The organism is Pseudomonas sp. MF09150 (assembly GCF_059862355.1).
In genome coordinates this window covers 1,526,928-1,546,716 of the sequence record NZ_JCBCUS010000001.1, presented here as the reverse complement: position 1 = coordinate 1,546,716, position 19,789 = coordinate 1,526,928, and the positions used below count along the sequence as shown (strand labels likewise).

The window sequence follows — 19,789 nt, the reverse complement described above, 5'->3', positions numbered from 1 at the left end:
AGGCCGTTATGCCGGCCGGGGTCAGTCCCTGGTCGGCAGCTCGATCACAAACCGGGTCCAGGCACTGCCTGATTCGCAATGAATCTGCCCTCCATGGGCACGGATGATCGACTGGGTAATCGCCAGCCCCAATCCCGCATGTTCACTGCTGCCTTCACGGCGCGCCGGATCGGCGCGATAGAAACGGTCGAACAGGCGCGGCAGCAGTTCCGGGGCAATCCCCGTGCCGCTGTTCTCGATGCTCAGTCGTAGCCCGCCAAGTGTCTCCTCGATGCTTACCCGAACCCGCCCTCCGACCGGGGTGAAGCGCAGGGCATTGTCCAGCAGGTTAGACAGGGCCCGGCGCAGCATGCTGCGGTCGCCATTCAGGCGCGCCGTGCCTTCGCGGGTCAGGCTGACCTGTACGTCTTCCGCCAGGGGGGCGTAAAACTCCAGCAGCATGTCGGCCTCGTCCGCCAGCTCCAGGGCTTCACGCCGTGGGGTCAGCAGGCCGTGGTCGGCCTTGGCCAGGTACAGCATGTCGTTGACCAGTTGCGCCATCCATTGCAGCTCTTCGAGGTTGCTGTGCAGCGCTTCGCGGTAATCCTCCAGCGCGCGCGGGCGGGTGAGGGTGACCTGGGTATGGGTCAGCAGGTTGGACAGCGGCGTGCGCAGCTCATGGGCAATGTCGGCAGAAAAGGCCGATAGTCGCTGAAATGAATCATCCAGGCGCCCGAGCATGTCATTGAAGGTGCGCGCCAGATTGGCCAGTTCGGCGGGCATCTGGTCCTGGGGCAGGCGTTGGGTCAGCGAGCTGGCAGACACCCCGGCGGCGACTTCACTCATACGCCGCAATGGGCGCAGGCCGCTGCGGGCAGCCCAGGCGCCGAGCACCGCAGTGGCCAGCGCCGAGAGGCCCACGGTCAGCCAGATCAGGTGTTGCATGCGCTGCAGGAAATGCTGGTGATGGGTGATGTCGAGCATCAGGGTCAATGTGGCCGAGTGCGGATTGTCCGGTTCTAGCGCGACGCTGTACACGCGGTAGGCGTTGTCTGCGTCATGCAGGCTGTGCAAGTTGCCGTCCATCGGCGCGGGCATGCTCAGGTTCGCAGCGCTGTCGAACCAGGTTTTCCCGTCCGGGCCCTGGACGCGCAGCGCCAGGTCTGGCTGATGGTTGAGCTCAGCCTGCAACTGATGCTTGCGCTCGGCAAACCGCTGGATGTCGCTGGCGCCTTGCAGTGCGCTGCGCAAGGTCATCAGCTTGCTGTCCAGTAATTGCTGGTCGAGTTCGATGAAGTGGGCTTCACTGGCGCGGCTGAACAGCACCCCGGCGAGCAGCGAAACCACGGCGGTGCACGCTGCAAACAGCAGCGCCAGGCGGCCACTCAACGACAGCCGGCGCATCAGGCCTGGCGCTCTTCAAGCACATAGCCCATGCCGCGCACGGTGTGGATCAGCTTGTTGGGGTAGTCGTCATCGATCTTCAGGCGCAGGCGCCGAATCGCGACTTCGATGACGTTGGTGTCGCTGTCGAAATTCATGTCCCAGACCTGGGAGGCGATCAGTGATTTGGGCAACACCTCGCCCTGGCGTCGCAGGAGCATTTCCAGCAGGGAGAATTCTTTGGCGGTCAGGTCGATGCGCTGGCCGTCGCGTTCGACTCTGCGGCGGATCAGGTCCAGGCGCAGGTCGGCCAGTTGCAGGCTGGTTTCCTGCGGGGCGGCGCTGCCACGTCGCAGCAGGCTGCGGACCCGGGCCAGCAGTTCAGAGAAGGCAAAGGGTTTGACCAGGTAGTCGTCGGCCCCCAGTTCCAGGCCGTGGACCCGGTCTTGCACGGCATCGCGGGCGGTGAGGAACAGTACCGGCGTATCGAGCCCGGCGGCGCGCACGGCCTGGAGAATCTGCCAGCCGTCGCGCCCCGGCAGCATCACGTCAAGGATCAACAGTGCGTAATCGCCGGTCAGCGCCAGATGTTGGCCGCTGGTGCCGTCGGCCACCAGCTCGGTACAGAAGCCGGCCTCGCTCAGGCCCTGGCGCAAGTAATGGCCGGTTTTCGGTTGGTCTTCGACGATCAGCAGTTTCATGGGCGACTCGTGGCAAACGTAACGGCTGCTTTATACCTTGGGTGGTTGCAAGGTGGCGCAAGCTGACAAAGTTGTAATCTAGCAGTCAGCTGGCTGGCAGCGGCGCGGCGTTAGAGTTTCCCACAAGCTGAATGTAATCGTGTTGGAGTGTGACTATGGCGTTGGCAAGAAAGCACCTTTTAACCCCGCTGCTAGTGGCCGGCTGTTTGCTGGTCTTGAGTGGCCCGGCACCGGCTTCGCCGGCGCAGGGCTATGATTTCGGCCAGCCGGCCGCTGCATCCAAGGCTACGCGCACGGTGGAAGTGGTGATGGGGGATATGTCGTTCGATCCCAAGGCGCTGCAGATCAAGGCCGGTGAGACCGTGCGTTTTGTGCTGATCAACAAGGGGCAGTTGCTGCACGAGTTCAACCTGGGCAATGCGGCGATGCACGCCGAACACCAGCAGGAAATGCTCAAGATGCAGCAGAGCGGAATGCTCACCCCTACGGCCATGAACAGCATGCCCGCCGGGGCCATGGACCATTCAGCCATGGGCCATGGTTCGATGCCGGGCATGGATCATCAGGCCCTGATGAAACACGATGACCCCAACAGCGTGCTGGTGGAACCGGGCAAGACGGCGGAATTGACCTGGACCTTCAGCAAGGCCGGCAGCCTGGAGTTCGCCTGCAATATCCCGGGGCATTATCAGGCCGGCATGGTCGGCAAGCTGACCGTCAGCCAGTAAGCGCCGGGGGCTCAAGGCGCGAGCAAAGGCTGGTAGAATCGCCTGATTCTTCAGTCAGGTTTCCGCCATGCATCCCGCAGCCGAACATTCGCCGCTGGGCAAGTCCAGTGAATACGTCTCTACCTACACCCCGTCCTTGCTGTTCCCGATTCCACGGGCGGCCAAGTGGGCCGAGCTGGGCCTGAGCGCCGAAACCCTGCCTTATAAGGGCGTGGACTTCTGGAATTGCTTCGAGTTGTCCTGGTTGCTGCCATCTGGCAAGCCCGTGGTGGCGATCGGCGAGTTCAGCATTCCCGCGGACTCGCCGAATATCATCGAATCCAAGTCGTTCAAGCTCTACCTCAATTCGCTGAACCAGACGTCGTTCGCCGATCGCCAGAGCCTCGAGGAAACCCTGCGCCGCGATTTGTCGGCCGCTGCCGGCAAGCCGGTGGGGGTGCGTGTTCGCAGCTTGAGCGAGGTCGAGGCCGAAGGCGTGGTGGCGTTACCCGGGACCTGCATCGACGAGTTGGATATCAGTGTCAGTAGTTATGAGCATCCGCGTCCGGAGCTGCTGCGCTGCGATCCGTCACGTGTCATTGAAGAGAGCGTGCACAGCCATCTGCTGAAATCCAACTGCCCAGTCACCAGTCAACCGGACTGGGGCAGTGTGGTGGTGGAGTACCGCGGTGCGGCGCTGGACCATGCGAGTTTGCTGGCGTACCTGGTGAGCTTCCGCCAGCACTCGGATTTCCACGAGCAGTGCGTGGAGCGGATCTTCCTTGACCTGCAGCGCCTGTTGCAGCCGGAGAAGCTGACGGTCTATGCGCGCTACGTGCGCCGTGGCGGGCTGGATATCAACCCGTACCGCAGCACCGAAACGGCGCAATTCCCCAACTTCAGGCTGGTGCGTCAGTAATAAAAAGCCCCGCTTATTGAGCGGGGCTTTTTTGTTTGATGCCGTTCAGATTCCGATGTTGCCGAGGGTCTGCACAATGTTGCGCAAGGTTCCGGCAATGGCGGGGTGTTCAAGCTCGAAGCGTTCGACGGCAAGGTTGACGCCGTCGGCGAGGTTGGAGTCCTGGGTGGCATTCTCGAGTTTGATTTCCAGTTCGATCTGTTGCATCAGATCTTGCAGATTGTCGCGCTCGGCTTGCGAAAGCGGAGGGTTCTGCTCCAATTGCTCGCGCAGGGTATCGAGTTGTTCTTGCAGTTCGCGGGCAGGCATGGCGTTCTCCCTTTATTGATAGGCACAGGCATGGACCGCGGCACTGAGCTAAAGGTCCATGGCCAGGCTGTTAGAGTAATCCACTCCCACGTGTGCTGCATGATCTCGATCAACGAGGGTATGTCAGGGTTTTTCGCCCTTTTGCCGGCGCAAGCCGATGTCTGCCAGGCAGGTGGAAAGCTCCCCCAGATGGTCGATCACCGAATGCACGCCGAGGCCGAACAACTGCATGGTTGCCCTGCCGCGCTTGAGTTCGCGTTCCTGCTGGCTCAAGGCCTGCCACTCGGCCGGAGCCAGGCCGCATAGCGAGCCGCAGGATGCCAGACCGATGGTCCAGAGACCGGCGTTCAAACCGGATTGCAGGAGTCGCGGTTCGCCGCTGACCAGCACGCAGCCGTCCAGCCGAGTGACATTCAGCGCCATCAGCGCCTGCCAGCAGGCATCCGGGGCGGGCCATTGGGTGGGGTTGGCGATAGTCGGTTGGATCCATGGCGGCAGCGCCGCCGCCAATTGCTGACTGACATCGCCAGGCAGTTCATCGAGCCAGGCGCAGGGGATTCCTTGATGCTTGAGGTTGCCCAGGGCCTCCAGTGCGCCGGGCGTGGCGTGGCTGTGGGCGCGTTCGGGCGCGCGATGGGTCTGGGCGCCAAAGTCCACCAGGCAACCGCTGAGGCCGAACAACACGGCGGTCAAAGTGGGAGAGGGCAGGGGTAAGGCGTCAGCGTTCGGCATATCAACGTCCTTGAAATAGCCGCAAGGCTAGCGGGCCCTGATGACGGTTGGGTGACAGCCCGGTGAATGGCAAGTCATGCTTGAGGCATCAACTTGGCGTGCGCAATGCTGCCTAAACGTCGCCATCCGTTTTATACTGAGCCGCTTAACGCCAGGGCATAGCCCCCGCGACAGAACAATCCAAGGAGTTTCTGCTATGCGCTGGAGCAGTCATCTAGTTCAGCTATGCGTGTGTGCCGGTGTGATGTTGGTGCCGTTTGCGGCCCAGGCCGCTGAAGATGATCCATGGGAAAGCATCAACCGCCCGATCTTCACCTTCAACGATAAACTCGACACCTATGCCCTCAAGCCACTGGCTCAAGGCTACCAGGCGATTACCCCGCAGTTTCTGGAAGATGGTATTCACAACTTCTTCCGCAATATCGGTGACGTCGGCAACCTGGCCAACGACCTCCTTCAGGTCAAGCCGCGCGCGGCCGGCGTCGACACCGCGCGCCTGCTGATGAACACCACCTTGGGTCTGGCCGGGTTTTTCGATGTCGGCACCAAGATGGGCCTGCAGCGCAACGACGAAGACTTCGGCCAGACCCTTGGTTACTGGGGCATGCCTAGCGGCCCATACGTGATGCTGCCGTTCTTCGGGCCCAGCACTGTGCGTGACGCGCCGGCCAAGTATGTGGACAGCTACACCGAACCTTACCGCTACATGAATGACATTCCGGCGCGCAATATGTCGATCGGCCTGGATATCATCGATACGCGCGCCAGCCTGCTGTCGGCCGAGAAGCTGATCAACGGCGACAAGTACACCTTTATTCGCAATGCCTACCTGCAGAACCGCGAATTCAAGGTCAAGGATGGCCAAGTTGAAGACGACTTCTAACCGTCGGCGTTAAATGAAAAAAGGCGGCCAGTGGGCCGCCTTTTTCGTGGGCGAGGGTTCAGTTCATCTTAAGGATTGTAAGGCCAAGTTTCTGAGTGTGGTCCTGAAGCTCGGTGACCCAGACCACTTCGGTCTCTGCTTCCAGCCCTCTGAGCGCCGTATGCTCGGAGTCGATACGCACGCTGAGCCGATCACCGACCTTGAACGGGCGTGTCGCCTGAACCTGCATCCCACTGCTGGAAAGGTCGATACAGACGGCTGGAATCACTTGCCCCTGATGAATCAGCGTGACCTCTGCATCCACGCGCATGCGAATGTAATCGCGCTTTTCACTGTAGTCCCGTTCGTTTTGGCTCATGGGTTCCGTCCTGCGATTACGTTGCGGTTTTGCCTGTTCTTATAACTCCCGGTGATTTGCGGTGTAAAGACGCCAGGCGACCATCGGCGTGAGCTTGAAACGCCCCGCGGATGGGAGTACCGTCTGCGCCTTAGAAGGGCACCTCTGTTGGACGAGCGTGCAGGGCTCCGGGCCTTGGCTCCAACTCCAGAGTGGCTAGAAAGCGAATCCAGTAGTGTGCGCCGGGTCTCAGCCTCGCCGCCTACGCCAACCTAATTCTGGCGCCGTTTGCCCACATGCAAAAAACCAGTGCCACGCTGCTGATAATCGATGACGACGAAGTAGTGCGCGCGAGCCTCGCGGCCTATTTGGAAGACAGTGGCTTCAGCGTCCTTCAGGCCGGCAACGGCCAGCAGGGTCTTCAGGTATTCGAGCAAGAGAAGCCCGACTTGGTGATCTGCGATCTGCGCATGCCGCAGATGGGCGGCCTCGAACTTATCCGTCAGGTAACCGACATCGCACCGCAAACGCCGGTGATCGTGGTATCGGGTGCGGGCGTGATGAATGACGCGGTCGAAGCATTGCGTCTTGGTGCGGCGGATTACCTGATCAAACCGTTGGAAGATCTGGCGGTGCTCGAGCACTCGGTGCGTCGGGCCCTGGATCGTGCGCGGTTGCTGCTTGAAAACCAGCGTTACCGCGAGAAGCTTGAAGCCGCCAACCGCGAGCTTGAAGCCAGCCTGAATCTGTTGCAGGAAGACCAGAATGCCGGGCGCCAGGTGCAGATGAATATGCTGCCGGTCAGCCCCTGGTCGATTGATGAGTTCAACTTCGCCCATCAGATCATCCCGTCGTTGTATCTGTCGGGGGATTTTGTCGACTACTTCAGGGTCGACGAGCGCCGGGTTGCTTTCTATCTGGCGGACGTTTCCGGTCATGGCGCCTCGTCAGCATTCGTTACTGTCCTGTTGAAGTTCATGACCACGCGCTTGTTGTTCGAGTCCAAGCGCAATGGCACATTGCCCGAATTCAAGCCTTCGGAAGTCCTTGGCCATATCAACCGTGGCCTGATCAGCTGTAAGCTGGGTAAACACGTCACTATGGTCGGTGGAGTCATCGACGAGGAGACCGGTTTGTTGACCTATAGCATTGGCGGACACCTGCCATTGCCTGTGTTGTACACGCCAAGCAGTGTGCGTTACCTGGAAGGGCGCGGTCTGCCGGTGGGCTTGTTCACTGAAGCCACCTATGAAGACCACATCCTGGAATTGCCGCCGACCTTCAGCTTGACGCTGATGTCTGATGGCATTCTGGACCTTTTGCCAGAACCCACACTCAAAGAGAAAGAAGCCGCCTTGCCTGAACGGGTAAGAACGGCAGGCGGCAGCCTGGATGGTCTGCGGCAGGTTTTTGGATTGGCCACGCTAGGGGAGATGCCGGATGATATCGCCCTGTTGGTGTTGAGCAGGAATCTTTAATGAGTACCGGTAGAATCCAGTTCGCCGAGCAGGACGGCACCTTTGTCCTGAAGTTCGTCGGTGAAGTACGCCTGACCCTGTGTTCGGCGTTGGATGCGACTATTGAGCGGATTTTCACGGCGCTGAACTTCTCGGCCATCGTGATCGATCTGACCGAAACCCGCAGCATCGACAGCACCACCCTTGGCCTGCTGGCCAAATTGTCGATCCTGTCGCGGCAGAAGGTCGGTCTGTTGCCGACGGTCGTCACCACCCACGAAGACATCACCCGTCTGCTGCAATCGATGGGCTTCGATCAGGTGTTCAACATCGTTGATCGTCCGATTCCCTGCCCGGAATGCCTGACTGACCTGCCGTCTCAGGATCAGTCGGAAGAAGTGGTGCGGATCAAGGTGCTGGAAGCGCACAAGATCCTCATGGGGCTCAACGACTCCAACCGCGAAGCCTTTCACGACCTGGTGAATGCGTTGGAGCGTCACTGATCGATTAAGGCGCCAGGCGCATAAAAAAGGGCGAACCCTCACGGGTTCGCCCTTTTTTGCTTGGGCGTGGATCAGTTCACAGCTTGGCGGCCAGCAGGGCTTCCAGTTTCTCCTGGTCGCGGGCGAACTGGCGAATGCCTTCGGCGAGTTTCTCTGTGGCCATGGCATCCTCGTTCGAGGCCCAGCGGAACTGCGACTCAGTCAAGCTCTGGCGGGGTTCGCCTGCTGCGCCCGGGGCCAGCTTGCGTTCCAGCTTGCCGTTGTCGGCAGCCAGTTTCTCGATCAGGTCCGGGCTGATGGTCAGGCGATCACAGCCGGCCAGTTGCTCGATCTGGTTCAGGTTGCGGAAGCTGGCGCCCATGACCACGGTCTTGTAATCGTTGGCTTTGTAGTAGTTGTAGATACGGGTTACCGACTGCACACCCGGATCGTCGGAACCGCTGTAGTCGGTGCCGTTGGCTTTCTTGTACCAGTCGTAGATGCGGCCTACGAAGGGGGAAATCAGGAACACCCCGGCTTCGGCGCAGGCGACGGCCTGGGCGAAGGAGAACAGCAGGGTCAAGTTGGTCTGGATACCTTCACGCTCCAGCTTCTCGGCGGCGCGGATACCTTCCCAGGTGGAGGCGATCTTGATCAGCACGCGATCGCGGCCAATCCCGGCTTTTTCATACAGCCCGATCAGGCGATGGGCGCGTTCCAGCATGGCATCAGTGTCGAACGACAGGCGTGCGTCCACTTCGGTAGAAATCCGTCCCGGAATCACTTTCAGGATTTCCTGGCCGACGGCAACGGCAAAGCGGTCGCTGGCCAGGCCCACATCGCCCTTGCAGTCGCTGACGCAGGCGTTGAGCAGTTCGGCATAACCTGGGATGGCCGCAGCCTTGAGCAGCAGCGAAGGGTTGGTGGTGGCATCCACCGGCTTGACCCGGGCAATGGCTTCGAAGTCGCCGGTATCGGCAACGACGGTAGTGATCTGTTTGAGTTGTTCCAGCTTGGAAGTCATGGGCGTGCTCTGTCCTGTGGGTCTGGTGACATTACCCGAGCGCTGACAGCGGCTCAAGGGCGCATAGGCGTATCGTCGGCTGCAGGGGCAACTCCCTGAGAACAGGCGTTTGAATGCGCAGGCGCTATGCGCTAACTACGATGCCAAAATAGCCGACAGGTTCCGGGTAATTGATCGAAGGCGGTCGCGTGGAGTGACGGCGGCCGTTCTGCTCGGGCGCAAATGGTCAGTGGGGCGGTGGATTGAGGCGGGTATCCAGGGCAAAGCGTTCTTGCTGGACCACTTCGTACAGCCCCTGGGCCAGTTGCGGGTTCATGACGATGTTCCAGCTGTGTCGGGACACCGTCGAAGGAATCAGGATAAACGGATGGCGCTCCAGCAGTTCGTCACCAAACTTCTGTTGTCCCAGGCTGGGAGTTCCGGGTATCAGCCAATTGGGGTTGGCAATCTGGCTTGGCACAATCCGTGGGACTCGGGAAGGATCGAGGATACGCGCTGCGGTCAGCACATGGGGGACACAATCAAGGGCGCGGAAGCCTTTATGCACGGCCACTTCGAGGATGGCGGTGGAAGGATCGGCAGAGCCATACACCGCTTTGACCCCTTTGGAGTTCCAGCGACCGCCGCCCAGCTCCGCACCGATACCGCTGAACCAGGTGGCGGCATGTTCCGAGCGGTCGAGTCGCCAGAAGTACAGTTCGGTTGGCGCGAGTGGGGCAGGACTCAAGAATAAACCCCGTAGTCCATGCGGGTCAGGAAATCATCGACCAGCTCGAAGCCGACTTGGGTGGTCAGCAAATCGATGGGCGCACGGTTTTCCAGGCCCAGTGCGGGTGTGACCATCCAGTTCGCCGCCTCCTGAAGATCGCCCAGCACTCCCTCGGCCTTGCTCAACACCTTGGCCAGGCGCCAGGCACTGCTGCTTTGTTCCGAAGTGAGAGGCTCCGGATTCTTGATCCGCCGCTGCACGGTCCGCTCCGACAGGCCGATGATTTTGCCGAACACCTGCTTGTCCTTGAAGCGCGTGACCGACTGCACAAAGTTGATCACCGCGTCCGACGGAAAGCCTTTTTCAATCAGCTCATGCACCTCAAAGGCGTCATGGGCGCGAGGAGGCCGGTTGCCGAACAGCAGTTGCAGGGGCTTGGTCGGGTCTTGGGACTGGTAGTGATGGGTTTCGCTTTGAGCAGCCATGGAATCACCTCGTTTTGCCATCTGGCGAAAGTATACTGCCAAGTGGCGAAGCTGGCGAATGCTTGCCCTGGCTTTACGCCGAACGGAAAAGCACCAGGCGCCTGGCCTGGCGGTATTTGGGCAACCGCAGCAAATAGCGTCTGGCTCAACGCCCTTCCAGCAATAACCCTACCTGATCCAGCAGCGCCAAAGGGTCCTTGGCCTTGTGGATATCCACCGACAACAACTGGCGGAATTTACGCGCCCCCGGAAACCCGGTGCCCAAGCCCAGCACATGCCGGGTGATATGGTGCATCGCGCCGCCCGCAGCCAGGTGTTCGGCTATGTAGGGGCGCAGTTGTGCCAGCGCCTCGGCGCGGGAAATCACCGGCTTTGTGCTGTCAAACAACTGCTGGTCCACTTCGGCCAGCAGGTAGGGGTTGTGATAGGCCTCACGCCCCAGCATCACCCCATCGAAGGTCTGCAAATGCTCGTGACAGGCCTCGAGGGTCTTGATTCCGCCATTGAGGATAATCTCCAGCTCCGGGAAATCCTCCTTCAACCGCGCGGCAACGTCATAGCGCAGCGGCGGAATATCGCGATTCTCCTTGGGCGAAAGCCCCTCCAGAATCGCAATCCGGGCATGCACGGTAAAACTGGTGCAACCCGCATCCCGCACCTGGCCAACGAAATCACACAGCTCTTCATAACTGTCACGACCATTGATCCCGATGCGGTGCTTCACCGTCACCGGAATCGTCACCGCATCGCGCATTGCCTTCACGCAGTCAGCCACCAGTCCAGGATGCGCCATCAGGCACGCACCGATCATATTGTTCTGCACCCGATCACTGGGGCAGCCCACATTCAAATTCACCTCGTCGTAACCATGCTGCTGCGCCATCCGCGCGCAAGCCGCCAAATCCGCCGGTGTACTGCCACCCAGCTGCAAGGCCAGGGGATGCTCGGACGGGTTATGGCGCAAAAAACGCTCGTGATCGCCATTGAGCAGCGCACCGGTGGTGACCATCTCGGTGTAGAGCAGGGCATGTTTGGACAGGATGCGCAGGAAGTAGCGGCAGTGGCGGTCGGTCCAATCCATCATCGGCGCCACAGAAAAGCGGCGGGACGGCTCTGGCCGGGAAGGGGCTGGGTTGTTCAAAGGCATGGAATAGTGTCGCTGTGGTTCGGCTGGTGCGCAGGTGCGCGCGGGCCTGATGGGCGTAAGCAGGGCGGCGCGAAGTTTATCAGTAATTGATTGGGGACTGGCGGACCTTGGTCGGGTCCGCCAATCACGCTATATCGGTCACTTCGTCAAAGCCCCAACCCTTCCTCCACCACCGTCAGCAGGTTGTCTTCATTGAACTCCACAGGCTCCTGCTGCGGTCGCCCCGATTGCGGAGCCGTGTGAATCATCCAATGCCCTTCGCCATGATCGCTGGCGGTGCGCAGCAGGTATTTTTCCTGGCCTTTGGCATGGATGTCGATGCGTCCGGTGGCGCCCGGGATGAAGCGTGCGATGGGGTCGAAGGTGATGCTGGTGTGGTTGCCTTCGAGCACCAGTTGATCGATGGCGTAGTTGAAGGTGGCGCCGGAAGGCGTGCTCTCGAAGACCCGGGTGGCGTTGCGGCGGATGCCCAGGCCGGCCTCGGACACGGGCGTCAGCCAGGTTTCGATCTGCTGGTACAACTCGTTGACCTGGACGGGCCAGAGTTCGATGGTTTTGTCTGCGCTGGCCTCCTTGTCGGCGCGGCCTTGTTGTTTTTGCTTTAGCTTGGCAGCGAGCTCATCAGCCTTACTCATTCCGATTTCCTATCGTGTGGTGAGTGTGGGGTAGCGCCTCAAGTTACTGCACCTTGGCCTGCGCTGGCCAGTCCGCCAAGCCGACTGTTGACCGCCGGGGTTCATTTGCCCGCTATCGGCCCTTACGCTAAGCTCACCGACATCAAGGGATTTGGGCGCTGGCTCATGCCTTCCCCTTCAGGATGATGCTTTTGCCTATCCCCATTCATGACCCGCACTCCACCTCCGATGGCTCGCTGAAACGCCTCCCTCTGCTCAAGGCTGCGGTGGCATTTATCGCGACGGTTTGCCTGTGCCTGTGTGGTCTGTTGTACCTGCAGTTGGAACAGTCGCGGCGCCATGATCTGGCGATGGCGGAGGTGGTGTCGATCAACCTGACGCGCGCCATGGCGCAGCAGGCGGAAGACACCTTCATGGAGGCCGAGTTGGTGCTGACCAGCCTGGCCGAGTGGGTCCAGGCTGATGGCTATGAAGGGGCGGCGGCCGCACGATTGCACAGTACCTTTTCCCGGCGAGTGCAGGCGCTGCAACAACTGAGCGGGCTGTTCATGTTCGACAAGCATGGGCAGTGGGTGGTGACATCCTTCGATGATCTGCCGCGTGGGGAAGGGGTGGCGGACCGTGATTATTTCCGCTTCCACCAGCAGAATGCCTCGTTGCTGGTGCATATCGGCCCGGCGATTCGCAGTCGGGAAAACGGCGAGTGGATCATTCCCCTGTCGCGCCGGATCAACGATAAGCAGGGCAACTTCCAGGGCGTGCTGATGGCCGGGATCAAGTTGGCTTACTTCGATCAGTTCTTCAAAAGTTTCAATATCGATGACGACGGCACGATGTTCCTGGCCTTGTCCGATGGCACCTTGTTGACGCGTCGGCCTTTTGAAGAGCGGCAGATCGGTGCTTCGCTGAGCCGTGGTGAGATTTTCCAGAAGTATTTGCCCAACTCGCTCTACGGCAACGCGATGATCACCTCGGTGGTGGATGGCGTGGTCAGGTTGTATGGCTATCGGCAGCTGGAGGCCTACCCGCTGGTGGTGGCCGCCGCAACGTCAAGGGATGCGATCCTCAAGGGCTGGTACGCCACGGCTTATCAGTCCAGCGTGATTGTGGCCTTGGTGGTGCTCGGTATCGGTTTGTTCGGCTGGGTGTTTGTGCATCAGGTGCGTGACGGCCAGCGTATCGAGGCTGACCTGCGCAAGGCTCAGGAGGCGCTGGAGGTGATTGCCACCCATGACAGCCTGACCGGGCTGGCCAACCGGCGGCTGTTCGAGCGGGCCCTGGAAATCGAGTTTGGGCGCGGAGCGCGCCAGTCAAGCCCGCTGAGCCTGATCATGCTCGATATCGATTACTTCAAAAGCTACAACGACACCTACGGCCACGTCGCGGGAGACCATTGCCTGACCGAAGTGGCGCAGGTCTTGAAAAACTGCTGCCAGCGCAAGGCTGACCTGGCGGTGCGCTACGGTGGCGAAGAATTCGCGGTGCTGTTGCCGGACACTGATATCCAGGGCGCCCTGACCATCGCCGAGCAGATTCGCCTCCGGGTCATGGAGCAAAATATCGAGCACGGTGGTTCTCCCACGGGTCGCCTGACGGTGAGCCTGGGCTGCTACGCCTTCGTGCCACGAGGGGCGGACAGTATCGAGGCCTTTATCCAGCGCGCGGACGCAGCGCTGTATCAGGCCAAGAAGGGAGGGCGCAACCGGGTGGAGGTGCTGTCCATGGAAGAGGCGGCCGCGCCACTGCTGCGTTCTGACCGCTAGCCCTGTCCCTCCACCTGCTGCGCGAGTTTGCTTTCCAATTGCCGGCGTACTGCTGGCCATTCATCGTCAATGATGCTGAAACGCACCGAGTTGCGCTTGCGGCCGTCGGGCATGATCCGCTCATGGCGCACGATGCCTTCCTGTTGGGCCCCGAGGCGCAGGATGGCCTGGCGCGATTTCTGGTTGATTTCGTCAGTGGTGAATTGCACCCGTACGCAGTCCAGGGATTCGAAGGCGTAGCGCAGCATCAGGTACTTGGCCTCGGTGTTGACGAAGGTTCGCTGCCAGCGGCTGGCGATCCAGGTACTGCCGATTTCCAGCTTGCGGTGCTGGCGGTCGACCTTCCAGAAACGCGTGCAGCCGATCACCTGACCGTTGGTTTTCAGCACCGTGACGTAGGGCAGTACCGTTCCGGCATCCCGCCCGCTCAAGGCCTGTGCGATGTAGGGGTGGACCGTATCCCGCGAAGGCACCACGGTGAATGGCAGGTTCCACAGCTCGCCATCTTGCGCGGCGTCGACCAGGGCCTCGGCGTCGCTGGGCAGCAGCGGGCGCAGGATGATTCGCGGGCCTTCCAGGGTTTGCATGCGGGGCCTTCTCATTCGGGGGCGGGCAGACGGTATTACAGGCAAGCGCGGTGGCCTTGGCAAGATCCAATCCAGGGCCAATGCCATAAAACTGATTGGCTAAATCAATTGTCGAGCCGTGCCCGTTATGACTTATACATAGCCCGCGATTCCCAAGACTGGCCCGCCATACCTTCGTAATACCTTGTGGACAAGGACCGCACTATGAGCCAACCCGCTGTGATGGACTTCGACCTCTACCTGCACCAGCTCGGCTTCGATGCCGCACCCGCGCCGACCCTGGACACCTTGCGCCGGCTGCAACTGCGCCACACCAGCACCTTTGCCTTCGAAAGCCTGTCGACCCTGCTGCGGCTGCCGGTGCCCATCGATTTGCCGACGGTCGAGAAAAAAATCCTGCATGACGGCCGTGGCGGCTATTGCTACGAGCTCAATCAGATGTACCTGGCACTGCTGCAGCATCTCGGGTTCCAGGCCCGGGGCATTACCGGGCGCGTGGTGCTGGGCGGGCCGGAAGATGCCCTGACTTCGCGCACCCATCGCCTGGCGCTGGTGACCCTCGACGACGTGCAGTATTCGGTGGATGTCGGTTTTGGCGGCATGGTGCCAACTGCTCCGCTGCGCCTGGACACCGATGCGGAGCAGGCCACGCCCCACGAGCCGTACTGCATCGTCCGGCGCGATAGCGGTTATGCCTTGCGCGCCAAGGTCATGGGCGAGTGGCGACCCATGTATGTGTTCGATCTGCAGGTGCAGGGCGACGCCGACTACGAGATGGGCAACTGGTACGTCTCGACCCACAGCCGCTCGCCATTTCTCGGGCAATTGAAAGCCGCGCTGACCGGTGACGGCTGGCGCCGGACGCTCAACAACGGCAGTTATGCCCTGCACCGCATGGGCCAGCCCAGCGAGCGGCGACAGATCAGCGATGCGGATGAACTGCTCGACTTGCTGCAGCGCGAGTTTCGGATCCGCTTGCCGCAGCACCCGGCGTTGCGCGAGGTGGTTGCGCAACTGATCAGCGAACCCGCGGCGGTGTGACTGACACTGCGCTGGCGGACGCCTCCAGTCGCTCTCGGCCCTAAGGGTCTTCAGCGTAGGCGTCGACGCGCAGGTAGATAAAGTCGATGTCCTGCAGTGCTTCACGACGGTTGACCGGGGTTTCTCCTGAGCCCATGAAGACCGAGTAACCGATTCCGGTATGCGGATCGCGGAAGAAGCCCGGGGGCGCATCCCAGATGCAGCAGGAGCGGCGCAGCGGCTTCATGGCGAAGCGTTCGGCGGCATAGCGCTCAGCGTTGTACACCTCGCGCCCCGGCAGGCGGTAGGTGGCCCGGAACGGGGCGCCCTGGAGCTCGGGCTCCTGATGACACTCGAGAAACTCCAGGTAGGCAGGCTTGCCGCCAGCATTCGCCAGAAAGTCATCGCAGCTCAGTTCTGCGTGGGCGCTACTGATCAGCAGCAGGAGCGCCACCGGCAGCCAGCGGGTCCATGTACGTCGGTTCAATGTGGGGTTTCCTGGGCCGGGGCCCTTACCAGGGGTCGAATGTCCATTTCCCGCTTTTACGGTCCAGGCGCCGGCAGCGCATGCCCAATCGCGGGCTGACCAGGGGCCAGTGCCGGAGGCGCAGGGTGAAATAAAAGCGGTAGTGCTCAAGTCCTTCGATGGTCAGGTAAAAGTGCCGATCATCCTGCCACGCCACCTCTTCCAGGTAATACGAGCTGTACCAGCGTGTCAGCGTGCGGTGGGCCAATACCCGTTGCAAGTCGAGGCTGACCAGCACCACAAGGACAGCTTCTTCGACCCAGTAGTCGAGCTCGGTAATCAGCACATAGCCCAGTGCGGTCTGGTACTGACGCCGCAGTAGCCGGCCCGGAATACGCAGCGCGGACACTTGCCCGTCGACGATCAGGAGCGCATCGGCGGGGTCGGTCTGCGGCGAGCCATGGTGGGGCTGCAGGGCGAATCGTTCGATCGTTTGCATGAGTCGAGGCGAAGAGGGCGAGGCGGCATTCTAGCAGGGCTCAGCAGCCAGTGATTTATATCCTGGGCCCGGATCGTTGCTCGTCCGGAGCCACTTGGACGGGAGTTGCGAAGCATCAGTGGGGTGTTATGGCACAAAAGCCGTCCTGTATTGTCCGACAAACTGTATACAATTGTATGGACAGTTGTCTTGGATGTTGAATACAGTGTGCCCATAACAAAAACAGGGAACCCCAAACCATGACTACCCCCCTCGATTCACAGCAGCGCCCGGAAGATGAAAACCTGGGTCTGGGCGCCAACATGGCCTACGGCCTGCAACACGTGCTGACCATGTACGGTGGCATCGTTGCGGTACCGCTGATTGTCGGCCAGGCGGCCGGGCTGTCTGCGGCGGAAATCGGTCTGCTGATCGCTGCGTCGTTGTTCGCAGGGGGGCTGGCAACCTTGCTGCAAACCCTGGGCATTCCATTCTTTGGCTGCCGTTTGCCGCTGGTTCAGGGGGTGTCCTTCGCCGGCGTCTCGACCATGGTGGCGATTGTCAGCAGTGGCGGCGAAGGTGGTTTTCAGTCGGTGTTGGGGGCGGTGATCGCCGCTTCGTTGATCGGGCTGCTGATTACTCCGGTGTTCTCGCGTATCACCAAGTTTTTCCCACCGTTGGTGACCGGCATTGTCATCACCACCATCGGCCTGACGCTGATGCCGGTGGCCGCGCGCTGGGCCATGGGCGGCAACAGCCGGGCGGCGGATTTCGGCAGCATGTCCAATATCGGCCTGGCGGCAATCACCCTGGTGCTGGTGCTGCTGTTGAGCAAAATCGGCAGTGCGACCATTTCTCGCCTGTCGATCCTGCTGGCGATGGTGTTTGGCACGTTGATCGCGGTCATGGTCGGCATGGCGGACTTTTCCGGCGTGACCCAGGGGCCGATGTTCGGCTTGCCGACCCCCTTCCACTTCGGCATGCCCACCTTCCATCTGGCGGCGATTCTGTCGATGTGCATCGTGGTGATGGTGACGCTGGTGGAGACCTCGGCCGATATTCTCGCGGTCGGTGAAATCATCAACACCAAGGTCGATTCCAAGCGCCTGGGCAACGGCTTGCGGGCCGACATGCTGTCGAGCGTGCTGGCACCGATCTTCGGTTCCTTTACCCAGAGCGCCTTTGCGCAGAACGTCGGGCTGGTGGCGGTCACCGGGGTCAAGAGCCGCTTCGTGGTGGCCACCGGCGGGGTGTTCCTGGTGATCCTCGGCCTGCTGCCATTCATGGGGCGGGTGATCGCTGCCGTACCGACCTCGGTACTCGGTGGCGCCGGTATCGTATTATTCGGCACCGTGGCGGCCAGCGGCATTCGCACCTTGTCCAAGGTCGACTACCGCAACAACGTGAACCTGATCATCGTTGCCACCTCCATTGGCTTCGGCATGATTCCGATCGCGGCACCCAACTTCTACGATCATTTCCCCAGCTGGTTCGCGACTATCTTCCATTCCGGCATCAGTTCGTCGGCGATCATGGCGATTATCCTCAACCTGACCTTCAACCATTTCACCACCGGCAACTCGGATCAGCAGTCAGTATTTGCCGCGGGCACCGAACGCACCCTGCGCTTCCAGGATCTGGCGGCGCTGCGCGAGGGCGATTACTTCAGCGATGGCAAGTTGCACGATGCCGAAGGCAATGAAGTGCCGGTGGTGGTCGAGCCGGTTGGCAAGGCGGGCGCACATGGGGCGGAAGGGCCGGCGGTCGGCCATGCCAGAAGCGCAGCCGAGACCAGCAAGGTCTAGGTGCGTCCGACGGCAGTGAAGCCTGAGCAAACCGGCGCCCCCAAGGGCGTCGGTTTTTTTGTTCATGGGGTTGCAGGCGCTTGCTGCTCGGGCGCGGGTTCGGCGTCGTCGGCATCGTTGCCACCGTAGTGGTCGCCCAGTTTCAGGCGTTTTTCTTCGACCCAGCCGCTGTAGTCCTGACCGTCCTTGGCGATGTACATCACCTGCGCCCAGCCGCTTTGGCTGGAGGCATATACCGTCAGGCTGTCACCCGGGATGACAAACAGCTTCTTGTTGATGCAGGCCGGGCTGGGAGCGCTGTGGAAATACAGTCGGCCCTGGTCGATGACGGTGGCCTCCAGGGGCGGACGATAGCTGCCAGCCTCCAGGGACGCGTTGTCGCCCAGGGTGTCGCAATCAATGGTTTCGGCCTGGGCGACAGCCAGGGGCAGCAGGCTGAGCAGCAGGCAGGACGGCAGCAGGCGCAGGGATCGGTCCATCGGTATGGGTCCAGGGCGAGGGGGCGGGTGGCGCGATAGTAGTGACAAAAGCCGAGGCTGCCCACCCCGGCCACATGCCCTTTGGCTGGCGCGTATTACTCCGTGATCTGTTGCGCCTGGTGTTGCCTGAGCAGCGAGCAGGCAAACAGCACCACCACTGCTGCGGCAGCCGCGAGGGTCAATGGCAAACCATGGGAGCCGCCGCTCATGGCGGCGCCGCTGAGCAGCGGCCCGAGCAGGCTGCCGATGCCCCATAGCAGGCCGGCACTGGCATTGGCCGTGACCAGGTCCGGGCCGCTGAATTTTTGCCCGATCAGGATGATTGCCAGGGTATACACCCCGCCGGCCGCGGCCCCGAGTACCACCAGGCTGGGCCAGAGCAGTGCCGGATAGCCGATCAGCAGCGGCAGGCCCAAGCCGATCAGCAGTGCCACCAACCCGCAGCCGAGGTAGATGGCGGCGCGGCCGGTCTTGTCCGATAGCCAGCCCAGGGGAAACTGAAACACCGCGTCGCCGAGCAGAATGATGCTGACCATCAAGGCTGCGAGCTTGATGCTGTAGCCGTGGCCTGCGGCATAGACCGGGAACAGCGAGAGAATCACCGTATCGAAGAACGCGAAGAACAGGATGCCCACGCACAGGGCCGGCGCCACACGGATGAAGCCGAGCACCGAAAAGGTCTTGCTCTGGGTGTGATCGGCCAGGATGTGCTGATGGGGCAGGGTCAGCCAGATCACCGCGATGGCCAGTACATAGCCGGCGAGAACGATGGCCAGCACCTGGGGGCCGTCGGTACCCAGCAGGGCGACCAGGCCCGGACCGATCAATTGGAACACCGTGAAGCAGGTGGTGTAGACCGCGATGATGCGCCCGCGGGTGGCCTCTTCGGCCATTTCATTGACCCAGGTTTCCCCGAGGATGATGATCAGGCCGGCGCCGAGGCCCATCACAATGCGCGCCATGCCCAGGCCATAGAGGCCGACGCCGGGAATCTCCAGCAGGGCGATGCTCAAGGCACACAGGCTGAAGCACAGCAGGTAGATCTGCCGCCGACTGAGTTTCAGGCACAGCCAGTCCACCAGGAAGGCCGAGAGCATCATCCCGGCGGCGGGCAGTGCCGACATGATGCCGATCTGTGCATTGGAGGCGCCGGCCTGGTACAGGCGTAGCGCAATCACCGGCACTGTCGAGCCGATGCTGAGGCCGACGATCGAGATGCCGAGAATAAGTGCTGCTAATAGTTTGCTGTTCATAAAAAGTGCCTGTGCCTGGGTTATCAGGCATCGAGGTTGTTCCGTGGTC

At 61.2% G+C, this 19,789-nt stretch carries 23 protein-coding genes; 8 read left to right on the top strand and 15 right to left on the bottom strand.

What is annotated here, in order from left to right:
- Positions 1-21: 21 nt before the first annotated feature.
- Together AC19YX_RS06945 and AC19YX_RS06940 are read right to left on the bottom strand one after the other, a co-directional pair.
- Entirely contained in the window at positions 22-1,383 is a 1,362-nt protein-coding gene (locus AC19YX_RS06945; RefSeq protein WP_500605970.1) for a heavy metal sensor histidine kinase, read from the bottom strand.
- Positions 1,383-2,063, bottom strand: a complete 681-nt coding sequence (locus tag AC19YX_RS06940) for a heavy metal response regulator transcription factor (RefSeq protein WP_078471229.1) — start codon at positions 2,061-2,063, stop codon at positions 1,383-1,385. Before AC19YX_RS06940 ends, AC19YX_RS06945 begins: the two co-directional genes overlap by 1 nt.
- A 155-nt stretch (positions 2,064-2,218) precedes the next feature.
- Between AC19YX_RS06940 and copI the strand changes: the two genes are divergently transcribed.
- Together copI and queF are read left to right on the top strand one after the other, a co-directional pair.
- The gene (gene copI / locus AC19YX_RS06935; protein ID WP_500605969.1) at positions 2,219-2,791 is read left to right on the top strand and encodes a copper-resistant cuproprotein CopI; all 573 of its coding nucleotides are present in this window, start codon (positions 2,219-2,221) and stop codon (positions 2,789-2,791) included.
- A gap of 67 nt (positions 2,792-2,858) precedes the next feature.
- Positions 2,859-3,689 carry an NADPH-dependent 7-cyano-7-deazaguanine reductase QueF gene (queF, locus tag AC19YX_RS06930; protein ID WP_500605968.1) on the top strand — a complete coding sequence of 277 codons (831 nt, stop codon included), beginning with the start codon at positions 2,859-2,861 and terminating at the stop codon, positions 3,687-3,689.
- 45 nt (positions 3,690-3,734) lie between these two features.
- On the opposite strand, the gene AC19YX_RS06925 is transcribed toward queF, so the two are convergent.
- Together AC19YX_RS06925 and pcrP are read right to left on the bottom strand one after the other, a co-directional pair.
- Positions 3,735-3,998: a DUF4404 family protein gene (locus tag AC19YX_RS06925; protein WP_500605967.1), complete on the bottom strand. Its 264-nt coding sequence runs from the start codon at positions 3,996-3,998 to the stop codon at positions 3,735-3,737.
- Between the two features lie 123 nt (positions 3,999-4,121).
- Positions 4,122-4,730 carry an HAD superfamily inactivated hydrolase PcrP gene (gene pcrP, locus AC19YX_RS06920; RefSeq protein WP_421547502.1) on the bottom strand — a complete coding sequence of 203 codons (609 nt, stop codon included), beginning with the start codon at positions 4,728-4,730 and terminating at the stop codon, positions 4,122-4,124.
- A 244-nt stretch (positions 4,731-4,974) separates the two neighbouring features.
- Here pcrP and AC19YX_RS06915 point away from each other — a divergent pair, with 244 nt between their 5' ends.
- Positions 4,975-5,613 (top strand): MlaA family lipoprotein, encoded by a 639-nt coding sequence (locus tag AC19YX_RS06915; RefSeq protein ID WP_500606137.1) that lies wholly within the window; start codon positions 4,975-4,977, stop codon positions 5,611-5,613.
- Positions 5,614-5,671: 58 nt separating this feature from the next.
- Here AC19YX_RS06915 and AC19YX_RS06910 read toward each other — a convergent pair whose 3' ends face one another.
- Positions 5,672-5,971, bottom strand: a complete 300-nt coding sequence (locus AC19YX_RS06910; protein WP_500605966.1) for a PilZ domain-containing protein — start codon at positions 5,969-5,971, stop codon at positions 5,672-5,674.
- Positions 5,972-6,246: 275 nt separating this feature from the next.
- On the opposite strand from AC19YX_RS06910, the gene rssB reads away from it, so the two are divergent.
- Positions 6,247-7,428, top strand: coding sequence for a two-component system response regulator RssB (gene rssB, locus AC19YX_RS06905; protein ID WP_078471236.1), 1,182 nt, complete (start codon positions 6,247-6,249; stop codon positions 7,426-7,428).
- Positions 7,428-7,910: an anti-sigma factor antagonist RssC gene (gene rssC / locus AC19YX_RS06900; RefSeq protein ID WP_068587814.1), complete on the top strand. Its 483-nt coding sequence runs from the start codon at positions 7,428-7,430 to the stop codon at positions 7,908-7,910. Before rssB ends, rssC begins: the two co-directional genes overlap by 1 nt.
- A gap of 76 nt (positions 7,911-7,986) precedes the next feature.
- On the opposite strand, the gene tal is transcribed toward rssC, so the two are convergent.
- The 5 genes from tal to AC19YX_RS06875 all read right to left on the bottom strand — a co-directional run bounded on the left by tal (position 7,987) and on the right by AC19YX_RS06875 (position 11,889).
- Positions 7,987-8,913, bottom strand: coding sequence for a transaldolase (gene tal, locus AC19YX_RS06895; RefSeq protein WP_500605965.1), 927 nt, complete (start codon positions 8,911-8,913; stop codon positions 7,987-7,989).
- A 226-nt stretch (positions 8,914-9,139) separates the two neighbouring features.
- Complete coding sequence (locus tag AC19YX_RS06890) at positions 9,140-9,640, bottom strand: RES family NAD+ phosphorylase (protein WP_421547500.1); 501 nt, start codon at positions 9,638-9,640, stop codon at positions 9,140-9,142.
- The gene (locus AC19YX_RS06885) at positions 9,637-10,107 is read right to left on the bottom strand and encodes an Xre family toxin-antitoxin system antitoxin (RefSeq protein WP_078471239.1); all 471 of its coding nucleotides are present in this window, start codon (positions 10,105-10,107) and stop codon (positions 9,637-9,639) included. Before AC19YX_RS06885 ends, AC19YX_RS06890 begins: the two co-directional genes overlap by 4 nt.
- 145 nt (positions 10,108-10,252) lie before the next feature.
- Positions 10,253-11,254 carry a tRNA dihydrouridine(20/20a) synthase DusA gene (dusA, locus tag AC19YX_RS06880; RefSeq protein ID WP_500605964.1) on the bottom strand — a complete coding sequence of 334 codons (1,002 nt, stop codon included), beginning with the start codon at positions 11,252-11,254 and terminating at the stop codon, positions 10,253-10,255.
- Positions 11,255-11,400: 146 nt separating this feature from the next.
- Positions 11,401-11,889: a hypothetical protein gene (locus tag AC19YX_RS06875; protein WP_078471241.1), complete on the bottom strand. Its 489-nt coding sequence runs from the start codon at positions 11,887-11,889 to the stop codon at positions 11,401-11,403.
- 191 nt (positions 11,890-12,080) lie between these two features.
- Here AC19YX_RS06875 and AC19YX_RS06870 point away from each other — a divergent pair, with 191 nt between their 5' ends.
- Positions 12,081-13,652 carry a sensor domain-containing diguanylate cyclase gene (locus tag AC19YX_RS06870; RefSeq protein ID WP_078471242.1) on the top strand — a complete coding sequence of 524 codons (1,572 nt, stop codon included), beginning with the start codon at positions 12,081-12,083 and terminating at the stop codon, positions 13,650-13,652.
- Here the strand turns inward: AC19YX_RS06870 and AC19YX_RS06865 are convergent.
- On the bottom strand, positions 13,649-14,239 hold the full coding sequence (locus AC19YX_RS06865) for a GNAT family N-acetyltransferase (protein WP_500605963.1): 591 nt from the start codon (positions 14,237-14,239) through the stop codon (positions 13,649-13,651). The genes AC19YX_RS06870 and AC19YX_RS06865 overlap by 4 nt on opposite strands.
- Positions 14,240-14,443: 204 nt before the next feature.
- Between AC19YX_RS06865 and AC19YX_RS06860 the strand changes: the two genes are divergently transcribed.
- A complete protein-coding gene (locus AC19YX_RS06860) occupies positions 14,444-15,280 on the top strand; it encodes an arylamine N-acetyltransferase family protein (RefSeq protein WP_078471244.1) in 837 nt (278 codons plus the stop codon).
- Between the two features lie 40 nt (positions 15,281-15,320).
- Here AC19YX_RS06860 and AC19YX_RS06855 read toward each other — a convergent pair whose 3' ends face one another.
- Positions 15,321-15,746, bottom strand: coding sequence for a DUF4952 domain-containing protein (locus tag AC19YX_RS06855; RefSeq protein ID WP_178102958.1), 426 nt, complete (start codon positions 15,744-15,746; stop codon positions 15,321-15,323).
- Positions 15,747-15,771: 25 nt separating this feature from the next.
- On the bottom strand, positions 15,772-16,224 hold the full coding sequence (locus AC19YX_RS06850; RefSeq protein ID WP_078471245.1) for a hypothetical protein: 453 nt from the start codon (positions 16,222-16,224) through the stop codon (positions 15,772-15,774).
- A 239-nt stretch (positions 16,225-16,463) separates the two neighbouring features.
- Between AC19YX_RS06850 and AC19YX_RS06845 the strand changes: the two genes are divergently transcribed.
- Positions 16,464-18,008 (top strand): nucleobase:cation symporter-2 family protein, encoded by a 1,545-nt coding sequence (locus AC19YX_RS06845; RefSeq protein WP_500605962.1) that lies wholly within the window; start codon positions 16,464-16,466, stop codon positions 18,006-18,008.
- Positions 18,009-18,070: 62 nt separating this feature from the next.
- On the opposite strand, the gene AC19YX_RS06840 is transcribed toward AC19YX_RS06845, so the two are convergent.
- The gene (locus AC19YX_RS06840) at positions 18,071-18,487 is read right to left on the bottom strand and encodes an SH3 domain-containing protein (protein WP_078471247.1); all 417 of its coding nucleotides are present in this window, start codon (positions 18,485-18,487) and stop codon (positions 18,071-18,073) included.
- Between the two features lie 95 nt (positions 18,488-18,582).
- Positions 18,583-19,740, bottom strand: coding sequence for an MFS transporter (locus AC19YX_RS06835; protein ID WP_500605961.1), 1,158 nt, complete (start codon positions 19,738-19,740; stop codon positions 18,583-18,585).
- Positions 19,741-19,789 lie beyond the last annotated feature (49 nt).

What these genes read in the sequence shown, in the direction of transcription:
- AC19YX_RS06945 (WP_500605970.1), bottom strand. Translation starts at nt 1,383, where the DNA reads ATGCGCCGGCTGTCGTTGAGTGGCCGCCTGGCGCTGCTGTTTGCAGCG.
- AC19YX_RS06940 (WP_078471229.1), bottom strand. Translation starts at nt 2,063, where the DNA reads ATGAAACTGCTGATCGTCGAAGACCAACCGAAAACCGGCCATTACTTG.
- copI (WP_500605969.1), top strand. Translation starts at nt 2,219, where the DNA reads ATGGCGTTGGCAAGAAAGCACCTTTTAACCCCGCTGCTAGTGGCCGGC.
- queF (WP_500605968.1), top strand. Translation starts at nt 2,859, where the DNA reads ATGCATCCCGCAGCCGAACATTCGCCGCTGGGCAAGTCCAGTGAATAC.
- AC19YX_RS06925 (WP_500605967.1), bottom strand. Translation starts at nt 3,998, where the DNA reads ATGCCTGCCCGCGAACTGCAAGAACAACTCGATACCCTGCGCGAGCAA.
- pcrP (WP_421547502.1), bottom strand. Translation starts at nt 4,730, where the DNA reads ATGCCGAACGCTGACGCCTTACCCCTGCCCTCTCCCACTTTGACCGCC.
- AC19YX_RS06915 (WP_500606137.1), top strand. Translation starts at nt 4,975, where the DNA reads ATGTTGGTGCCGTTTGCGGCCCAGGCCGCTGAAGATGATCCATGGGAA.
- AC19YX_RS06910 (WP_500605966.1), bottom strand. Translation starts at nt 5,971, where the DNA reads ATGAGCCAAAACGAACGGGACTACAGTGAAAAGCGCGATTACATTCGC.
- rssB (WP_078471236.1), top strand. Translation starts at nt 6,247, where the DNA reads ATGCAAAAAACCAGTGCCACGCTGCTGATAATCGATGACGACGAAGTA.
- rssC (WP_068587814.1), top strand. Translation starts at nt 7,428, where the DNA reads ATGAGTACCGGTAGAATCCAGTTCGCCGAGCAGGACGGCACCTTTGTC.
- tal (WP_500605965.1), bottom strand. Translation starts at nt 8,913, where the DNA reads ATGACTTCCAAGCTGGAACAACTCAAACAGATCACTACCGTCGTTGCC.
- AC19YX_RS06885 (WP_078471239.1), bottom strand. Translation starts at nt 10,107, where the DNA reads ATGGCTGCTCAAAGCGAAACCCATCACTACCAGTCCCAAGACCCGACC.
- dusA (WP_500605964.1), bottom strand. Translation starts at nt 11,254, where the DNA reads ATGCCTTTGAACAACCCAGCCCCTTCCCGGCCAGAGCCGTCCCGCCGC.
- AC19YX_RS06875 (WP_078471241.1), bottom strand. Translation starts at nt 11,889, where the DNA reads ATGAGTAAGGCTGATGAGCTCGCTGCCAAGCTAAAGCAAAAACAACAA.
- AC19YX_RS06865 (WP_500605963.1), bottom strand. Translation starts at nt 14,239, where the DNA reads ATGCAAACCCTGGAAGGCCCGCGAATCATCCTGCGCCCGCTGCTGCCC.
- AC19YX_RS06860 (WP_078471244.1), top strand. Translation starts at nt 14,444, where the DNA reads ATGAGCCAACCCGCTGTGATGGACTTCGACCTCTACCTGCACCAGCTC.
- AC19YX_RS06850 (WP_078471245.1), bottom strand. Translation starts at nt 16,224, where the DNA reads ATGCAAACGATCGAACGATTCGCCCTGCAGCCCCACCATGGCTCGCCG.
- AC19YX_RS06845 (WP_500605962.1), top strand. Translation starts at nt 16,464, where the DNA reads ATGACTACCCCCCTCGATTCACAGCAGCGCCCGGAAGATGAAAACCTG.
- AC19YX_RS06840 (WP_078471247.1), bottom strand. Translation starts at nt 18,487, where the DNA reads ATGGACCGATCCCTGCGCCTGCTGCCGTCCTGCCTGCTGCTCAGCCTG.
- AC19YX_RS06835 (WP_500605961.1), bottom strand. Translation starts at nt 19,740, where the DNA reads ATGAACAGCAAACTATTAGCAGCACTTATTCTCGGCATCTCGATCGTC.